Source organism: Microcoleus sp. SVA1B4, assembly GCF_036700545.1.
Lineage (GTDB): Bacteria > Cyanobacteriota > Cyanobacteriia > Cyanobacteriales > Microcoleaceae > Microcoleus.
Window position 1 is genome coordinate 1 of record NZ_JAUBPB010000036.1, and the last position, 17982, is coordinate 17982.

Genomic DNA, 17982 nt, shown 5'->3' on the forward strand with positions numbered 1-17982 from the left:
TTTAAAAGTTTTTTTTAGTTATTTAGTAATGCACAAATTTAGGTGTTTGTCAAATTAATTTAGATGCGTTTACCCTGACATTACTCTAGCGGATAGGTACGGTTTGATGGCTGCTATTTTTGATGAAACTTTGACTGAGGAAGACAAACGCTCGATCGATCGCCTGCTGCGCTCTGTGTGCCGGGGAAAGATAAAATTAGTTAACGAACTGTCTACGATCAGATAAGTGCCGATAATTTTATTTGACGAGAATTTTTAAAATTCTCCACAATCAAAAAAAGTCCTAATTGTCTCATAATTAGGACTTCGAGGGAGGAAACTATTTTTAATTTTTCATCAACTTAGGACTAAGGCAAAAAAAGTTTGGCGCGCGAATTATAGCGGTAGGGTGCGCTGCACCTTACATATTAGATTCTGGCCCAACAAGTGAACAAGTTTAACGTGCAGGTATAGTTGTCGCCAACTGTAACTTGCTCAAACTTTCTTCAGGCTGAACATCCATGTGATAGCTGAGTGCCGAAGGAATCCCGAGTACGCAGCACGGAAAATTATTGCCTAGTTCCCTAACCAGCCGATGGTTGCCAGAACCACAGCCCAAGAACAGTAAATTTGCTGATTCTAATTCAACCACATTTCTCAGTTCTGTAGCAACCCGCCCGATGCGTAAATGAGCTTTGAATAAACCGCGCCATTCCTCAGCCAAACAGCGCGCTTGCCACAGCAACTTATCTGCTACCTCGTACTCATTATTTTGACCATAAATTGCTTGGAAATAATGCGGATCGATCCAAGTGTTTTGCTGGGATACCGATGGGATTTCGGTTGGTAAAGCGAGTGCAGGTGCTGCACAATTAAGGGCGAATGTTCCCTCTAAATCAGACACTTTCTGCTGTGCCGCCAAGGCATTTGCTACAGCAAGTTTGCAACTATCTTCGCCGTAACTTTTGGGCGATTCGTCGATCACGTAGACAACTTGAACCGTGACTTCTTTAGTTGTTACTAAACGAGTTTGATGCGCCATCCAAAGGGTAATATCCAGAGCTATTTGACTTTGGGGAGAACTGTTGTAACCGACAATAAAATTGATAGTTTTTGGCTGTTGTGGAGATTTGGATTTCTTAGAAATGGGTACTTTTGGCTCCGGCAGCAACACCATTTCTTCTGCTAAATTTTGGTATCCCAATGCACTTTCAAAACGCGCTAACATTGTTTTGAGATTCACAGGCTTGACCTCTATTAAGTGAATTGTTTTCTCTGTTCGTCGGGCGTTATTCGTCTTGGGTAAAGTAGCGATCGAGAAAATTCAAAGCATAGTTGCGGAGTTCGTAATACTCCTGGGATTCCCGCAACTCTTGGCGATCGCGCGGGCGCGCAAACGGCACTGACAAAATTTCACCTATCGTCGCAGCCGGGCCATTTGTCATCAGCACAATGCGATCGGACATATAGATAGCTTCATCCACATCGTGAGTAATCATCATTGCAGCTTGTCTGTGATTTTCCCAGATGTCCAGCACCTGTTTCTGCAACTTACCGCGAGTCAGAGCATCCAGCGCTCCAAACGGTTCGTCCATTAATAACATTTTCGGTCGAATCGCCAAAGCTCGCGCAATCCCAACCCGCTGTTTCATGCCCCCTGAAATTTCGTCTGGATATTTATCGGCTGCCGATGTTAAGTTTACCATTGCTAGGTGTTCGTTGACAAGACTAATCTTCTCGGAACGGCTAAGACTTTGCAAAACTTCATCAACTGCCAGCCGAATATTTTCCCGCACCGTCAGCCAAGGCAGCAATCCGTAGTGCTGGAATACCATCATGCGATCGGCTCCCGGTTTGCGAATTTCTTTTCCTTCCAGTGTCACCATTCCCCCGCTCTGTTTTTCCAAACCCGCCACTATTTTTAGCAGCGTTGATTTGCCACACCCAGAGTGACCAATTACCGAAATAAATTCGTTTTCTCCAATACTTAAATTGATATTTTCGAGAACGCTAAATTCTGTACCGTCACCATTTTTATACGACTTGAACAAGTTGTCAATTTCTAGAAATAGACGATCGCTCTTGACGGAATTTTTGGTACTGGTAGAAGTAGAAGGGTATTGGCTCACGGTATTCTCCTAAAAAGTAGTAAAGTGCTAATTGAATTTTCGGGCTATTGCCTAAATCCTAAAATTGGTCAGTCGGTTTCAACTCACATCTTGCACCATTGTCAGCAACAGGCAAGATACCTGTTCCACAAAGAGTGAATTTTCTTGTGGAACAGGCATCTTGCCTGTTCCTAAAATGCTTATTGAGAATGGTGCAAGATATAAGTTTCAACCGACTGTCTTCTATTAGCCAGGGAATTCATTCCCTGGCGGGACATTAGGAAAAGCGCAACATCTCAAACATTAAGACTGAAAAAAAGACTGAGGGCGGTGGGCTCGAATTTCAAAACTATTCAAATAACCCACCGGATCGCTAGGATCAAATGCCTTTTTATCAATGAAAAGTTCCGCAGGTTCCACTTGGTAATCCTCCTGGGGACAATTGATACCTATTTCGGCAACAATCTTGCGGTAAAGGTCGGTTCTCCAAGCTTTTTTAGCTAATTCCTCAGCATTTTTTGGCACTTCTTTAATCTGTCCCCAGCGAGCGGCTTGAGTCATCAACCAAATACTCTGAGACTGCCACATAAATGTTGAATGATTTCCGGGTATTTGAGGCAAATTCTTAGGAATGTCATAGAAAATAGTTGCATCTTCCGATTGTATGGTGCGGTCTTTTTCGTCAAACCCTCCATAGTTGTAGTCGCCAACAATTGCCGGCCGCGTAAATTTGTCGATCGCCCCTTTTTTCGGTTTCGCCCCCGTAAACGATCGCTCAGTCAGCAGCGCCGCTATTTCACTGCGATTTTCCGGCTGGCTGCAATACTGACAAGCTTCCACCATTGCCTTAACCAGCGAGTAATAAGTCTTCGGATTTTCCTCAATGAAAGATTGCATTACTCCCAAAAGGCGATCGGGATGCCCCAGCCAAACTTCCTTGCCTTGCACGAAGGTAAAACCCACTCCCAAATTGCCTTGAATTGCCCGCGTATTCCAAGGTTCTGCCACCATGTAAGCCTGCATGGCGCCAATCCTGATGTTCGTTACCATCTGCGGCGGCGGCACAATAATTACCCGAAATTCTTTCAACGGATCGACACCCGCAGCCGCCGATATGTAGCGGACAAAGTATTCGTAAATCGAAGAACTCAGAACAACTGCCCAAACCCTTTTTTCCGACGGCTGACTGTCAAAAAAAGCTCGAAATTGTTTGCCAAATTCTTCCAAATTGCCGTTGTATTCGTTCCACGGGCGTAAACCGAAATCCCACATAGCTTTGTTCATCGTCATGGCGTTGCCGTGGCGGTGAATTGTCATTGCCGCGCACAGGGGTGCGTGGCGCGCTCCTTCTGCGCCAATTCGGGCGTTTGTGACCGCGCCGGATACGACTGGGGAGGCGTCGAGGCGGCCGAAGATGAGGCCGTCGCGGGAGGTTGCCCAGCTTGCTTCGCGGTTGAGTTTGACGTTTAAACCGTATTTGCGGAAAAAGCCTTTTTTCCAGGCGATCGCAAATGGTGCACAATCGTTAACCGGCACGTATCCTACGGTTAAATTTGGTTTTTCTAAGGTTCGGGAATCGACCACCGGCTTTACGGCTGAGGCTTCTTCTGTCAGTCCTTTTGCCGATCGATCCGCGCTAATTCCACAACCAGATAAAGCCATTCCCGCCACCGCCGAGCCCATTCCTTGCAAAAACTCGCGGCGCTTCCATTCATTGGAAAACTTGTCACTCATACAATTTTAGATTTTAGATTTTAGATTTTAGATTTGAAGTTGTAGTTGTAGGGTGCGTCGCCACCAACCATCACAAACAAAAATCGACCATCGATGAGCGACGCACCTTACAGTTGACAGTTGATAGTTAACTGTTCGCTGCTGACTAATGACTGATGACTACTGACTAATCGCTAATGATTAATGACGGATCGATGCGTTACTAATTCCTGAACTTTGTCAACAGCAGCGTCGAGCAACAATCCAGTTAAACCAATTACAAACACCGCTAAAAATACCGAACTCAGGTTCAAACGGCTCCATTCATCCCAGACAAAAAAGCCAATTCCCACACCGCCTGTCAGCATTTCCACCGCCACAATCACCAGCCAAGCAATCCCCAAACTAATCCGCAAACCTGTAAAAATGTATGGCAAACTCGCCGGCCAAATTATCTTGGTAATTCGCCTCCAGCGTGGCATTTCCAAAACTTGCGCCACATCCAGATAATCCTTGGAAACGTTAGAAACTCCCAAAGCTGTGTTGATAATTGTCGGCCACAAAGACGTGATGAATATGACAAAAATTGCCGACGGCTCTGCTAAATTAAAAATCGATAAAGCTATGGGCAGCCAAGCTAGCGGCGACACCGGTTTGAAGATTTGAATCAGCGGATTGAGCGCCATCATTGCTGGTTTAGACATCCCGATGAGAAATCCCACGGGAATCGCAACTGCAGCACCTAGCAAAAATCCCACCAACACCCGCCGCAAACTCGCTAGCAGCAGCCAGCCAATGCCTAAATCTCCAGGCCCGCGCTGGTAAAATGGATGGAATATGTAATCTAAGTTAGCGATTAACGCCTGATAGGGAGTGGGAATCAAATCGCTGTTGAAGCTGGCAACAATCCACCACAAGCCCAGAATTCCCAAAAAACCCGCAGCAGGCAACAAAACAGCATCTCGGATGACAACGGGTTTTACCCGCTTCCACGCTGCAACTCCTGCAACTGCGATCGCAGATAAATTAAGCTGTATGAACATTTCAAACTCCTTCAGAGTCAGGGCAGGTACAAGAATCTTGAACAATACCAACCTGAGACACTGACGAAGCCAAACTATCTTGTTCAGAAAGTTGGCTTTTCAGTCTCTTCTCAATGCCTGCGAAGTTAGCTGACGGGCTAGGACTGAGAGATGTCCTTCTCGTGAGATTTCAAAATCAAAAATTACACTCAAATTTGGCAATTTTTAACTTTGCTTTTTAATTCTCTAGAGATTCGCCCCGAAAATTGGTTCCTCCGCTCCAGCCACACGCTTGGTTCGATCGCGCAGTGCTGGATTAGGCTTGACTTTTTAAGCCAATTTAACATAAGGTAGCACGAGCATTTAATTGTGTCAATATGTCTTTAGGAGTAGCAATTGGCGATCGGCGGCGAAGCCCAAAAGTTGAGAGAAAATTCAAAAAGTTAACTATTAAAGTAATCTAGAAATATAAAATACGATCGCTTACTTGATTTCTATAAAAGCAATGATAGATTTTAGCCAAGCGCTACAAGATAAAATTGACATAATTGTCCAAAACTGGATCGAAGCTGTTCGGGGCGACGAGGAAATCGGCACCGCCAAGCAACTCACCTACGATTCCGTGCGCGACAGCCTTCCCATCGTACTGCAAGCGATCGTAACTATGCTGTCCGAATCAAAAGAAAGCGACTTTCGGGCAGTTATACAAGAAAGTTTAGACCACGGGAATGTCAGGGCACAACAAGGCTACGATGCCCAAGAAATTGCCCGGGAATACCGCTTGCTGCGGAGGGTAATTTTCGATGCTTTAGAACCAGAATTGCTAAAAGGCTCAGCCGCTGAAGTGAACCGAGCTTATCGCTTAATTGACACTGCCCTCGACGAAGCAATTGCTGACTGTTTTCAAACCTATACCCAGGCAAGATTCCAAGAACTACAGGAGATGCAAAACCAATTGCAACTTACAAATCAAGAGCTGAGTCGCTTACTTCGCGCCAGTCAAGAGAATATATCTCACTTAGCTCACGAATTGAAAACTCCCCTCACCTCTATTATTGGCTACTCACAATTGTTTTTGCGCCAAATAAACAATCCTAGAGTTAAAGATTCGGCTCCCAATTTGGCACATATTGATAAAGTCCTCAACAACGGCAGACTATTACTTAGATTAATTAACGATACTCTCGAAATCTCGCGGTACGACGCGGGACGCATAAATTTGCAGCTAACTGCGACCAATGTGCAATCGGCGATCGGCACTATTGTCGAAATAATCGAGCCTTTGGCTAAAGCAAAAAATTTAGAGATCGCAATTGACTGCGATCCGGTTCTCGATCAAGTTATGACAGATTACTTGCGCTTGCAGCAAATTGTCAGTAACTTGGTGAGCAACGCCATTCGCTACACCCAAGCTGGTACTATTACCATAAAAACCGAATTATTGCCAGACCAACATTGGAGTATCTGCATCACCGATACAGGAATTGGCATTGCTTCAGAAGACTGCGATCGGATTTTTCAGCCATTTTTTCGGGCCAACAACTCCCTGGGTTCTGTGATGCCTGACAGTACCGGCTTAGGGCTAGCAATTGTCGCTCGATTAGTCAACCTCTTGCAAGGTAAAATCGAATTAGTTTCTGAAGTAGGAGTTGGCACCTCCTTCACTGTAATTTTCCCCTTAGAATTGGATGGAGTTTAGATTCAGGACTCACTTCAATCTCTATATTTAGGCTGCAACCTAAGCACCTTACTCCTTCTTTATTCCTCTCGCAACAAAACTAATGACTAATAACTAATGACTAATAACTAATGACTAATGACTTCTTCAAATCAGAAACCGAATAGTTACATAAACAGCCGCAGCCACCAATTGCAACGCCATCACAGGAAATCCGTAACGCAGAAAAGTTTGAAAAGAAATCCGGCGTCCGTGCAGTTCAGAAATTCCCGCCGCCACTATATTAGAAGAAGCTCCTATCAAACTGCCATTTCCCCCTAAATTTGCCCCGTACATCATCGCATAAAACAGCGGCAGCACAGCAGGTGGAAACTGCCCTGCAAAATCCGGAGCCAGGACTTCTGCCGGTGCCAACCCGACATTGACAACATACTGTTTTAGCAGCGGCACCATCGCCACCACCAGCGGAATGTTGGGCACCAAGCTCGACATCAAACCCACAACAAATAACAAACCTAAAGAACCAAAAAAAATATTTTTTCCTAAAATAACTGCTAAAAAACCTGACAGATGACCGATAATCCCGGTTTTTTCCAAACCGCCAATTAGCACAAAAAATGACATAAAAAATAGCAGCGTGCTCCAATCTAAATCCCGCAAAATATTATTAACAGAATCAATTTGGGAATGGTGAGCTAAGAGCATTGCCAATGCAGCCCCCAACAAAGCAACCGCCGCCGGTGAAATAGGCACGGGCAGAGACTCTCCTATTACAAAAAATGTCAGCACGAAAGCTATAATTACACCGCCCACTGCTAAGACTCGCTGGTGATTAATTTTTGGGTGCGGCAAGTTATCCAAATCTTCTAATTTTTTGTTCCAGATTTCGGGAAACAGCCAAGGTAGGATCGCCACTAAGACTGCTACTGAGATCGCCCCGCCCAAACTTAATTGAGCTAGGTAATCTGCAAAGCTCATGTTAATAGCATCGCCGACAATGAATGTCGCCGGATCTCCCACGATTGTCAGCAGTCCCGAACTGTTAGCCACAAATACCATTAAAATCAGTAACGGCACAAAATCTACCCCGACTTCTTGGGCTATTGGCGGAATTAATGGTGCTAGCAGCATGACTGTCGTAGCATTGGGCAAAACTGCACAAATTGGCGTAGTAATTGCGACAATGCCCAGCAATAAATTTTTGCCTTTGCCTTTAGCCAAAATAACTATTTGAGTTGCCAAATATTCAAATACTTTGGTAGGCTCAAAGGCTCTCACCATTACCATGACTCCGAAAAATAAGCCCAGTGTTGCGTGACTCCGACTGATATATTCGATCGCGTTGTTTAACGTCATCACATGGGTAAAAACCAGAATCACCGCTCCCAGAAATGCCGCTACTGTGAGGTGTATCCATTCTGTAATTATTAAGAAAACTACACATATAAATGTTGTTGCAGCAATCACAGCTTGTACGTTTTCCATTTATTCCCCTAAAAAATTTAAAACTTAAAATTAAAAACTATTAGTGTGAGGCAATCTACTACTTTATGGCTCTTCTGTCAATAGGTTGAAGGGCTGATTATTGTAGCAACAAGCTGGGATCGACCCCTAGAGAGAGTTCCGGCACTGGGAAAAAATCACCTCAAAACTACTTCTTTTGGCAGGGTCGCGATCGCCCGAAGTTTGGTATGGCAATCTGGCGATCGCTCCACTACAATGAAGCATGGGCAATCTCTGCCAAACTCAACCCCCACGCCGACATCATGGACTACAGCCAAGTGCTCGCCGACAAAACCGATACTATCGTCAAAAACTGGATTGAAGCAGTTCGTCAGGATCGGAAAATTGAAACCGCTGATGGCTTACCGCACTCAGCAATCGAAAATCACATACCTCACCTGCTGGCGGCGATGGCCACAGTGCTTTCCCAATATCAACACAGCGAAATAAAAGTAATAATTGAAGCCAGTTTAGATCACGGATTTCTCAGAGCAGAACAAGGCTACGACGCTGCAGAAGTAGCGCGGGAATACCACTTATTGCGTCAAGTAATATTCTCGCAGTTAGAATCAGAATTGCTAGCAGGAACCACCGCCGACGTATTCAGAGCTGTTAGGCTCATAGATGCCGTAGTAGACGAAGCAATTGCCCAGTGTTTCAATAGCTACGTTGCTCAGAGGCTGCAGGAACTTCAACAAATCCAAACTCAGTTAAAACTCACCAATCAAGAACTCTCTCGCCTCGTCAGCGTCAATCAAGAAAACGTCTACCATTTGGCTCACGAACTCAAAACTCCTCTCAACTCAATTATTGGTTATTCCGAATTATTCCTGCGAAAAGAAAGATGGCAATCTGAAGTCAAAGATACCCTCCCCGGCATCGAACACATCGAGCGAGTATTGCGTAACGGCAGACAGTTGCTCCGCATGATTAATGACACACTAGAACTTTCTCGCGCCGATGCCGGAAAAATTAAACTTAACCTGCAGCGAACTAATGTACGATCGGTAATTAACACCGTAGTAGAAATGATGCAGCCCATTGCTGATGCTAAAGGACTAAAGCTCGCTGTTACCAGCGACGGCGGCCCAACACAAGTAATCTCCGACTCTGGGCGGCTGCAACAAATTCTGATCAACCTGCTGAGCAATGCCATTCGCTATACAGAATCTGGTAGCATCGAATTAAGTTGCCGCCATGCTGGAGAAGGAAATTGGGCGATCGCAATTACAGATACCGGCATTGGCATCGCCCCCGAAGATACAAACCGTATCTTTGACCCCTTCTTTCAAGCAGGAGAAGCAGGCAAACAGCTCTTTCCTACCGACAGCACCGGTCTGGGATTAGCGATAGTATCGAGGCTCGTCACGCTGCTGCAAGGCAAAATCGAGTTAGTATCAGAAATAGGAGTCGGCTCAACTTTTACCGTGATTCTGCCGCAAGAAGTTAAAATACTCCAAGAAGTAAGCTAAACATTAAGTTCAAATTTTTACATCCGAAAATCCTATGCCCGCAGCCAACCTTAGCCCTTCCACCACCGCCTTTCCCCTCACCGCCGTAGTCGGGCAAGAAGCAATCAAATTAGCCCTGCTGTTAGCAGCAGTCGATCCCGGATTGGGAGGAGTTGCGATCGCAGGCCGTCGCGGTACAGCAAAATCAGTAATGGCCCGCGCCTTGCACTCCTTACTGCCACCCATTGAAATTGTTAAAGATTCTTTTTGCAACGCCGAACCTCATGAAATTATTGCAGAACAGGCATCAGGCTTGTTACCAGAAAATGGCGGGCAAGATGGCCACACCACCGATACTAATTCCCCAAATACAGAAATAATTCCCACACCCTTCATTCAAATTCCTTTGGGTGTCACCGAAGACAGACTCTTAGGTTCAGTCGATGTCGAACAATCAGTGAAATTCGGCCAAACCGTATTTCAACCCGGACTCTTAGCCCAAGCAAATCGAGGCGTACTTTATGTTGACGAAATCAACCTCCTCGACGACAACATTTCCAACCAATTGCTAACAGTATTAACCGAAGGGCGCAACCAAATAGAGCGCGAAGGCATTAGCTTCCAACACCCCTGCAAACCTCTATTTATCGCCACCTACAACCCCGAAGAAGGGCCGCTCAGAGAACATTTGCTCGATCGCATCGCGATCGTACTTTCAGCCGACGCAGCACTCGAAATAGAAGAAAGAGTCTATGCAGTAGAACAAGCTTTATCCTACTCCCGATCCCCCCAAGACTTTCTCAATCAATACAGCGAAGACACCGACAACCTCAAAACCCAAATCATCCTAGCCAGAGAATGGCTCAAAGATGTCAGCATTAAACGCGAACAAATTGCCTACCTAGTAGAAGAAGCCATCCGGGGAGGCGTTCAAGGACACCGCGCCGAAATATTCGCAGTCCGCGTCGCCAAAGCCGCCGCCGCCATCGAAGGACGCACAGAAGTTAACGCCGAAGACCTGCGCCGCGCCGTAGAATTAGTCATCGTACCCCGCGCCACCATCATCCAAACTCCCCCAGACGAAAACTCTCCTCCTCCGCCCCCCCCACCGCCTCCCCAAAAGCAGTCAGAACAAGAACAAGACGAACCAGAAAACGAGCAAGAAGACGAAGAAGACCAAGAGGATGAAGACAACCCGGAACCTGAAGAAGAACCAGAAAAAGATACCATTCCCGAAGAATTTCTCTTCGACCCCGAAGGCGTAATTCTCGACCCCAGCGTGCTTTTATTCGCCCAACAATCCGCCAACAAACAAGGCAAATCCGGCAGCCGCAGCACCATTTTCTCCGAAGATAGAGGCCGTTACGTCAAGCCAGTATTGCCCAAAGGCCCCGTCCGCCGCATCGCCGTTGACGCCACCCTCAGAGCCGCCGCACCTTACCAAAAAGCCCGTCGCGACAGGAATTCTAACCCCCCCCAACCCCCCCTTAGTAAGGGGGGGCAAGAGGCGAGTCAACCCCCCCGAAGCTTGGGGGGGCAACAGGCGAGCCAACCCCCCCTTAGTAAGGGGGGTCAAGGGGGGGTTCAGCGCAGTGTATTTGTGGAACAGGGAGACATTCGGGCGAAGCGCTTGGCCAGAAAAGCTGGAGCTTTAGTCGTCTTTGTCGTCGATGCATCCGGTTCGATGGCCCTCAACCGGATGCAGTCGGCCAAAGGTGCAGTCATGCAGCTACTGACAGAAGCTTATCAAAGCCGTGACCAAGTTGCTCTGATTCCCTTTCGCGGAGAACAAGCAGAAGTGCTGCTACCGCCGACTCGCTCGATAGCCTTGGCCCGCAAGCGTTTGGAACGTTTGCCCTGTGGCGGCGGTTCCCCCCTGGCCCACGGTTTGACTCAAGCCGTGCGCGTCGGAGTCAACGCGCGTCAGTCTGGAGATATCGGTCAAGTTGCGATTGTCGCCATTACTGACGGACGCGGTAATATTCCTTTGGCTCGTTCTTTGGGGGAACCGATTGTAGATGGAGAAAAGCCTGATATTAAGAAAGAATTGTTAGAAATTGCTGCCAAAATTCGCGGTTTGGGAATGCAGTTGCTGGTGATTGATACCGAGAGCAAGTTTATTTCGACTGGCTTTGCGAAGGAATTGGCCAAGACTTCTGGAGGGAAATACTATCACTTGCCGAAAGCTACCGAACAGTCGATCGCAGCTATGACTAAAAATGCTCTGCGCGACGCGATCCGCTAAAATCCTGATATCCTGATTTATCTGCGATTATCCGCGTGTATCTGCGGTTAAAAATCCAAAAATTAGACTTTTGGCTAAAAGTCTAATTTTTAACTCTCACTTTCCGGCGAGTCAGCGCCAGCGAACCCGCAACTAAACCCAACCCTACCACCGCCGAAGGCTCAGGAATTCTTGCCGGGAGAGGCTCCGGCTTTGCCGGCCCCCGGCTCGGTATTCCAGAATTTGCTTGGGTGAATTGCTCGGTATTTTTAGCCAGCAGCAAATTTTCTGAACCCTGCCCAGAAGTAGCGGTATAAACGGCTCGGACATTAGCTGCAACGGCAGGTTGACCGCCGGAAATAACGGCGGCAGCCAATAAAATTCCGGCTGTAGGTGGCAATAATTTGCGCTCAAAAAATGTGGGCATTGGACATTACCTATTTAGCAGTTTTTCGATAGAACTCGATCTATTCATTAATTTTCTGGGTATCCTCTGTCTGAGCTACCTTAGTAATTAACGGAAGCGATTTTTGATTGGCGATTTTACATTATTGAAGTTTCTGGTCTCTAGTTTAAACTAAGTCGCCCATCAAAAGCCTAAAATTAACTGTGATCCCTGCCTCTAGCATATACTCCTTAATCCGCAATCGTAAATCCCCCATCCCAAATTGATTTACATCCGCTATTTGCGATTTTATCGACTTTAAGGTAGCCCTTGACCGCAGATAGCGCCGACCTCTTAAACTCAATTATAGCTTAGCCACGACGCGCAACGGTGCGAGAGGGCGACACGGCACAGACCTGTACGCAGTCGATTATAAACAATCGATCCCTGCGTTGGAGTGATTTCACCCCCGTTCTTTATCAAATCTTTAAACTCTTTGAGGTTTTGCAAACAAAGTGTAAAGCTGTCAAAATGATAGATAGCAATTCTCAGCCAAAATTAGGTAAATCCTCGTGAGTAACACTAGCAATTTCCGCGAAGCCGTGCGCGAGGCCAAAAACCACGCGCTGGTAGGCCCCAACGTCATCTCCAACGCTCTCCCCTTCGTGGGCGGCGGACTTGTTTTAACTGCTGTCGGCACCTACGGTGGCCTCGGAGTGATTCGTAACTATCCTGGGATCTTCTTTCCCACGTTCATCGCCGCGATCGTCCTACAATTAATTCTGTTCTTTGTCGCCCGCGGCGCAGCCGAACAAAATAACAAAAATACCGCTTTGCCTCTGCTGGCAACCTACAGCTTGCTTACAGGCTACACCCTCAGCGGATTGGTGTCTATAGCCCTCAGAAGCGAAGGCGTCGGCATCGCCGGTATTGGTTTTGCCGCCCTCGGCTGTGGCATTACTTTTATCGCCGCCCGCCAAATTGGCTCCAACCTTTCTGAACAAGACGGCATGGCCCTCACCAAAACTATCAGTTTAGGTGTGATTGCTTTGTTAGTCGTCGTTGGCGGTCAGTTTCTGCTATCTCTATTTGGCGTCTACACCCCAACCTGGTTGGAAATTGGCATTTCTGGCATCGGCGTGTTTATATTTGCCGGCGCTGCGATCGTCGATTTTTACATATTACCCCGCAGCTACCGCGACGATCAGTATTTGCCCGCTGCTCTGTCGATGTACTTGACCTACGTCAACTTGTTCATTTTCATTCTGCGCCTGCTGATTGCTCTCAACGGCCGGGATTAATTGAAACTTTAGCTTAAAAAAACCGCGGCTCGATGTCGATCGAGCTGCGGTTTTTGATTAAGATTTGAAATCAAGATAGTCGTCATCGCCGCCTCGGTCTTTATACAAAAAACTTATATCATGTTCACAGCCTGCAGGCATAAGGTATAATTTTAATTTTTAATCACTCAATCACACCTCTTGTTATCTAATTGTGTCGATCGCGATTTCAATATTAATCACAAATTAATTGGAGAAAACTCATGTACTTAAAATATGAAGATATCAGGAGAGTCAGCGTAGAAATTACCTCCAGGTGCAATGCAGCTTGTCCCCAGTGTCCCCGCACCGGCAACCCGATTTTGCCGGGGGCAGAATTAAAGATGGAGGATATTGAGAGAATTTTCCCACAAGAGTTTTGCTCTCAGTTGGATTTGGTGTATATGTGCGGCAACTACGGCGATGCTATGACTAGCAATACCACAATTCCGGCGATCGAATATTGGCATCGCATGGGAGTTCCTCAAATCGGGCTTTATACTAATGGTAGCGGACGCAATCCAGACTGGTGGCAAGCCCTGGCAAAGGCGATGACAGGAGAAAACGACAGCGTAACTTTTAGTATCGACGGCTTGGCAGATACTAACAGCATTTACCGCAAAAATACCAACTGGGATAGAATAATGCAGTCGGTTAATGCCTTCATCCAAGCTGGCGGAAAAGCTGTATGGCACTACTTGATATTTGAACACAACCAGCACCAAGTAGAAGCAGCACGGGATTTAGCCCAAAAATTAGGATTTGTCGAGTTTGTACCGAAAGCAACCTCTCGTTTTGTGGCGAAAGAGATTTATGATAAAGAGTCCGCCAATCAACAGCCTCAGAAAGCAGAAAACTCTCAGGTAGACGCTAAGATCGATCGCCCCAACCAACCAGCAACAACTAATGCGTCAGCCCCTCAAAATCAAACACATACAGCGCTTCAGTTCCACCAACAAGCTGAGGACTGTTTGAAACAAGGACTGCTAAGAGAGGCGATCGCAGCCAGCCAACAAGCCCTAAAAAATCAACCTAATTTTGCAGCAGCATGGAAAACTTTAGGCAATGCTGTTCAAGGTTTGGGGAAGATGCAAGCAGCAGCAGACTGTTACGCCAAGGCCCTCAAAATTCAGCCTAATTTTCCAGAAGTTTATGCTAATGTCGGCAGTCTTTATGCTCAACAGCAACAGTGGCAGCCAGCTAGTGCTTATTACCAAAAGGCGATCGAGCTTAAACCCAATTTTGCAGGAGCTTATCGCAATTTGGCTAAAGTGTTGACGCAGTTGGGGCAACCAGAAAAAGCAAATTATGCTTGGTATCAAGCTATAGCAATCGAAACCACTCAAGCACCAGAAGCAACTCCTTCTGTCCCATCAAAGCCAGCCAGCGAAGAACTCCAACCCCCATCCTTGGAACAATATAAAAATCCCCAGGGAGACCAATTTATCCAAGCTGTAGAAAAATTTGGTAGCCTAAACAATTACTACCGAAATGTAGAAATTAGCTGTCAAACTCAAGCTAGCAAAGACATTTTTATCAGTTTTGAAGCGGAACTCTGGCCTTGTTGTTGGGTAAGTCATACTAAATACGCTGTTTATAACCACACTTACAGACCGCAAATGCTGGCTTTAATTGAAAAGTATGGAAATGGCTTTAATTCTCTCAGAACTCAATCAGTGAAAGATGCGATCGCCAGAGATTGGTTTCGCGAAGACCTCACGAAAAGTTTTTCCTGTTCCAAAAGGTTGGACGTATGCGCTCACGAATGCGGTAAAACTTTCAATTCAACAGGTTCGCAGTATATATAGCAATCCTAAATGAATCGTAAATTTTTTACCCCACCCCAACCCTCCCCTTATCAAGGGGTTGGTGTGTACACGGTAGCCTTAGCAAGGGGGGCTGGAGAGGATCTTTCTCAACAGCTACGCGAAGCATTAGCAGCACCGGGGAAAGAGCGAATTCGAGATTTAGTGAAAAATCCCCTGAGATGTTCCCTGCTGTGCGACACTTGGCAGTCGTTGGATGGGGATTTGCCGGATACTAAGGCGAAGCTTTATCAACGATTTGTGACAACTTTGTATCAGTGGAAAAAACCGCGCCTGAATTTGATTCAGCAGCAGGAATTGAATGCTGCTTTGGGGAAATTGGCACTTTCAGGGATGTTAAATGAAACGTCCCGGTTTCAGTTGCGAGAAAGTGTGGGATATCGGGTGATGGGTGCATCGCAGTTTGAGTTAGCTTGTCGTTTGGGTTGGCTGAATTTAGTGGCGAGGGATGCGGAGACGGCGGAGGGGATTTATGCTTTTTACCATCCGACGTTTCAGGAATATTTTGCGGCGTTGGCGGTTGAGGATTGGCACTTTTTCTTGAATCACATTCCTAAGAATCCGCAACATCCTGATGCTAGGTATCGCATTTTTGAGAAGCAGTGGAAAGAGGTTATTTTGCTGTGGTTGGGGCGTGACGATGTAGGGAAGGAGGAGAAGGAAGCGTTTATTAAGGCGTTGGTTAAGTTTAAGGTTGGGTGGGATAAATTTTATGGATATCGGGCATATTTTCTAGCGGCTGCGGGGATTGCTGAGTTTAAAGATTGTAGTCTTGCTGATGAGATTGTGTCGCAGATTGTTATTTGGGGATTTGGTTATTTTAATAAGCAAAAACAGGATTGGCGGACATTTCTCGATCCAATTGTCGAGAGGGCAAGGGAAGTTCTGAAAGAAACAGATCGCCAAAGGGCTATCTCCGCTTTAATCGAGTTGATCCGCAATTCAGGTGATGAATATACCCGGAGGGAAGCGACCAGAAGTTTGGGGGAAATCGGCAAAAATTGCCCAGACACGATCGCCACTTTAGTCGAATTAATCAATACTTCTCAGGATGAAGTTACTCGGTGGCAAGCGGCAGATATCTTGGGTAAAATTGATAAAGATAGCCCAGTAGCGATCTCCGCTTTAGCAGAGTTAATTCACACTTCAGTTGAGAAAAACACCTGGAAGCGATCGGCATATAGCTTGGGGGAAATAGGAAAAGATAGCCCAGAAGCGATCGCCGCTTTAGTCGAACTAATCCGCAATTCAGTTGAGAACGGTTTCTACCCGGTTTTCGGGTGGTCTAACGTACCTACCTGTATAATAGTGGCATATAGCTTAGTGAAAATAGGCAAAAATAATCCAGTGGCGATCGCCGCTTTAGTCGAGTTAATCCGCACTTCAGATAATAAAGTTACTCAAGGGCGAGCGGCAGAAATTTTAGGTAAGATAGACAAAGATAACCCGGTAGCGATCGAAACTTTATTGGATTCAATCCGCAACTACCGTCCTAAAGATAATCGTTATCAAGCGGCAGAAAGATTAGCAACAATCGGCAAAAATAACCCTGTTGCGATCGCTGCTTTAGTCGAGTTAATCAGCACTTCCCGCAATCAAGTTACCCGGTGGCGAGCCGCAGAATGTTTGGGGAAAATAGACAAAGGTAACACAGTAGCGATTTCAGCTTTAGGCGATTTGATCCGCAATTCAAACAATAAAATAACCCAGTCATCAGCAGCAGAAAGTTTAAACAAAATAGGCAAATATAGTCCAGAAGCAATTTCCCTTTTAGTCGGTTTCATCCGCAATTCAGGTGATGAATTTACTCGGCGTTTAGCTGCAGGAAGCTTGGGGGAAATCGGTAAAAATAGCCCAGAAGCAATCTCCGCTTTAGTCGATTTAATCGCTAATTCTCAGAATGAAGAGACTCGACGGCAAGTCGCAGAAAGCTTGGGGAAAATCGGCAAAGATAGCCCAGAAGCAATTTCCGCTTTAGTCGATTTAATCGCTAATTCTCAGAATGAAGAGACTCGACGGCAATCTGCAGAAAGCTTGGGGGAAATCGGCAAAGATAGCCCGGAAGCAATCTCCGCTTTAGTCGATTTAATCGGTAATTCTCAGAATGAAGATACTCGCTGGCGAGCGGCAAATAGCTTAGGGAAAACAGGCACAAATCACCCTGTTGCGGTCGCCGCTTTAGTCGAGTTAATCGGAAATTCTGGAAATTCTAATTATAACAACCAGTATCGAGCGGCAGATAGCTTGCGGGAAATTAGCAAAAATCAGCCAGTTGCAATATTCGGTTTAGTTGAGTTAATCCGCCATTCAGGTGATGAATATACCCGGAGGATAGCGGCATCTATATTAGGGGAAATAGGCACAAATAACTCAGAAACACTCGCCACTTTAGTTGAGTTAATCCGCAACTCACCTGATGCAGATACCCGGTGTGTAGCGGCATATAGCTTAGGGAAGCTAGACAAACATAACTCAGTGGCGATCGCCGCCTTAGTTGAGTTAATCCGCAACTCACGTCCTGAAGATACCGTGTATGACCCAGCAGATTGCTTAGGGAAAATTATGACAGGTAAACATTTCGCTACCGCAGTTTCAGGTTTAAAAAAATGCCTAACTTCCGAAATCTACAAAAATAATTTGGGTCGCAATGAGAAGTGCTACGGAGTCATCTGGGAGTGTGCCGAAAATATGACTTACCCAGAATTTTATCAAGCATGGCACGCTTAACCCACCGCTGGAATTGCCCTTAACAGGTTTTCCGCCAAATCAAGAGG

12 protein-coding genes and 1 riboswitch are annotated in these 17982 nt (G+C 46.1%); of the genes, 6 read left to right on the forward strand and 6 right to left on the reverse strand.

Translation table 11 applies throughout. The features are described 5' to 3' along the window. Positions 1–436: 436 nt before the first annotated feature. From QT987_RS17210 to ntrB, 4 genes are all read right to left on the reverse strand, one after another. The gene (locus tag QT987_RS17210) at positions 437–1222 is read right to left on the reverse strand and encodes a universal stress protein (RefSeq protein WP_333242055.1); all 786 of its coding nucleotides are present in this window, start codon (positions 1220–1222) and stop codon (positions 437–439) included. 46 nt (positions 1223–1268) lie between these two features. Continuing rightward, the gene (locus QT987_RS17215) at positions 1269–2108 is read right to left on the reverse strand and encodes a nitrate ABC transporter ATP-binding protein (RefSeq protein WP_333242057.1); all 840 of its coding nucleotides are present in this window, start codon (positions 2106–2108) and stop codon (positions 1269–1271) included. Positions 2109–2390: 282 nt separating this feature from the next. After that, positions 2391–3821 (reverse strand): ABC transporter substrate-binding protein, encoded by a 1431-nt coding sequence (locus tag QT987_RS17220; protein ID WP_333242059.1) that lies wholly within the window; start codon positions 3819–3821, stop codon positions 2391–2393. A gap of 173 nt (positions 3822–3994) precedes the next feature. Further along, a complete protein-coding gene (gene ntrB / locus QT987_RS17225) occupies positions 3995–4843 on the reverse strand; it encodes a nitrate ABC transporter permease (protein ID WP_333242061.1) in 849 nt (282 codons plus the stop codon). A 99-nt stretch (positions 4844–4942) separates the two neighbouring features. After that, a riboswitch (cyclic di-AMP (ydaO/yuaA leader) is annotated at positions 4943–5155 on the reverse strand. 172 nt (positions 5156–5327) lie between these two features. On the opposite strand from ntrB, the gene QT987_RS17230 reads away from it, so the two are divergent. Next, a complete protein-coding gene (locus QT987_RS17230; protein WP_333242063.1) occupies positions 5328–6521 on the forward strand; it encodes a sensor histidine kinase in 1194 nt (397 codons plus the stop codon). 126 nt (positions 6522–6647) lie between these two features. On the opposite strand, the gene QT987_RS17235 is transcribed toward QT987_RS17230, so the two are convergent. Further along, positions 6648–7985, reverse strand: a complete 1338-nt coding sequence (locus tag QT987_RS17235; RefSeq protein ID WP_333242065.1) for an ArsB/NhaD family transporter — start codon at positions 7983–7985, stop codon at positions 6648–6650. A gap of 206 nt (positions 7986–8191) precedes the next feature. Between QT987_RS17235 and QT987_RS17240 the strand changes: the two genes are divergently transcribed. Then, positions 8192–9475, forward strand: a complete 1284-nt coding sequence (locus tag QT987_RS17240; RefSeq protein WP_333242067.1) for a HAMP domain-containing sensor histidine kinase — start codon at positions 8192–8194, stop codon at positions 9473–9475. A gap of 34 nt (positions 9476–9509) precedes the next feature. Further along, entirely contained in the window at positions 9510–11699 is a 2190-nt protein-coding gene (locus QT987_RS17245) for a VWA domain-containing protein (protein WP_333242069.1), read from the forward strand. Between the two features lie 82 nt (positions 11700–11781). On the opposite strand, the gene QT987_RS17250 is transcribed toward QT987_RS17245, so the two are convergent. Next, positions 11782–12105, reverse strand: coding sequence for a PEP-CTERM sorting domain-containing protein (locus QT987_RS17250; protein WP_333242071.1), 324 nt, complete (start codon positions 12103–12105; stop codon positions 11782–11784). A gap of 530 nt (positions 12106–12635) precedes the next feature. On the opposite strand from QT987_RS17250, the gene QT987_RS17255 reads away from it, so the two are divergent. The 3 genes from QT987_RS17255 (at position 12636) to QT987_RS17265 (ending at position 17935) form a co-directional block, all read left to right on the forward strand. Further along, positions 12636–13364 carry a Bax inhibitor-1 family protein gene (locus tag QT987_RS17255; RefSeq protein ID WP_333242072.1) on the forward strand — a complete coding sequence of 243 codons (729 nt, stop codon included), beginning with the start codon at positions 12636–12638 and terminating at the stop codon, positions 13362–13364. 242 nt (positions 13365–13606) lie between these two features. Next, a complete protein-coding gene (locus tag QT987_RS17260) occupies positions 13607–15190 on the forward strand; it encodes a tetratricopeptide repeat protein (protein ID WP_333242074.1) in 1584 nt (527 codons plus the stop codon). Positions 15191–15199: 9 nt separating this feature from the next. Then, positions 15200–17935: a HEAT repeat domain-containing protein gene (locus QT987_RS17265; RefSeq protein ID WP_333242075.1), complete on the forward strand. Its 2736-nt coding sequence runs from the start codon at positions 15200–15202 to the stop codon at positions 17933–17935. Positions 17936–17982 lie beyond the last annotated feature (47 nt).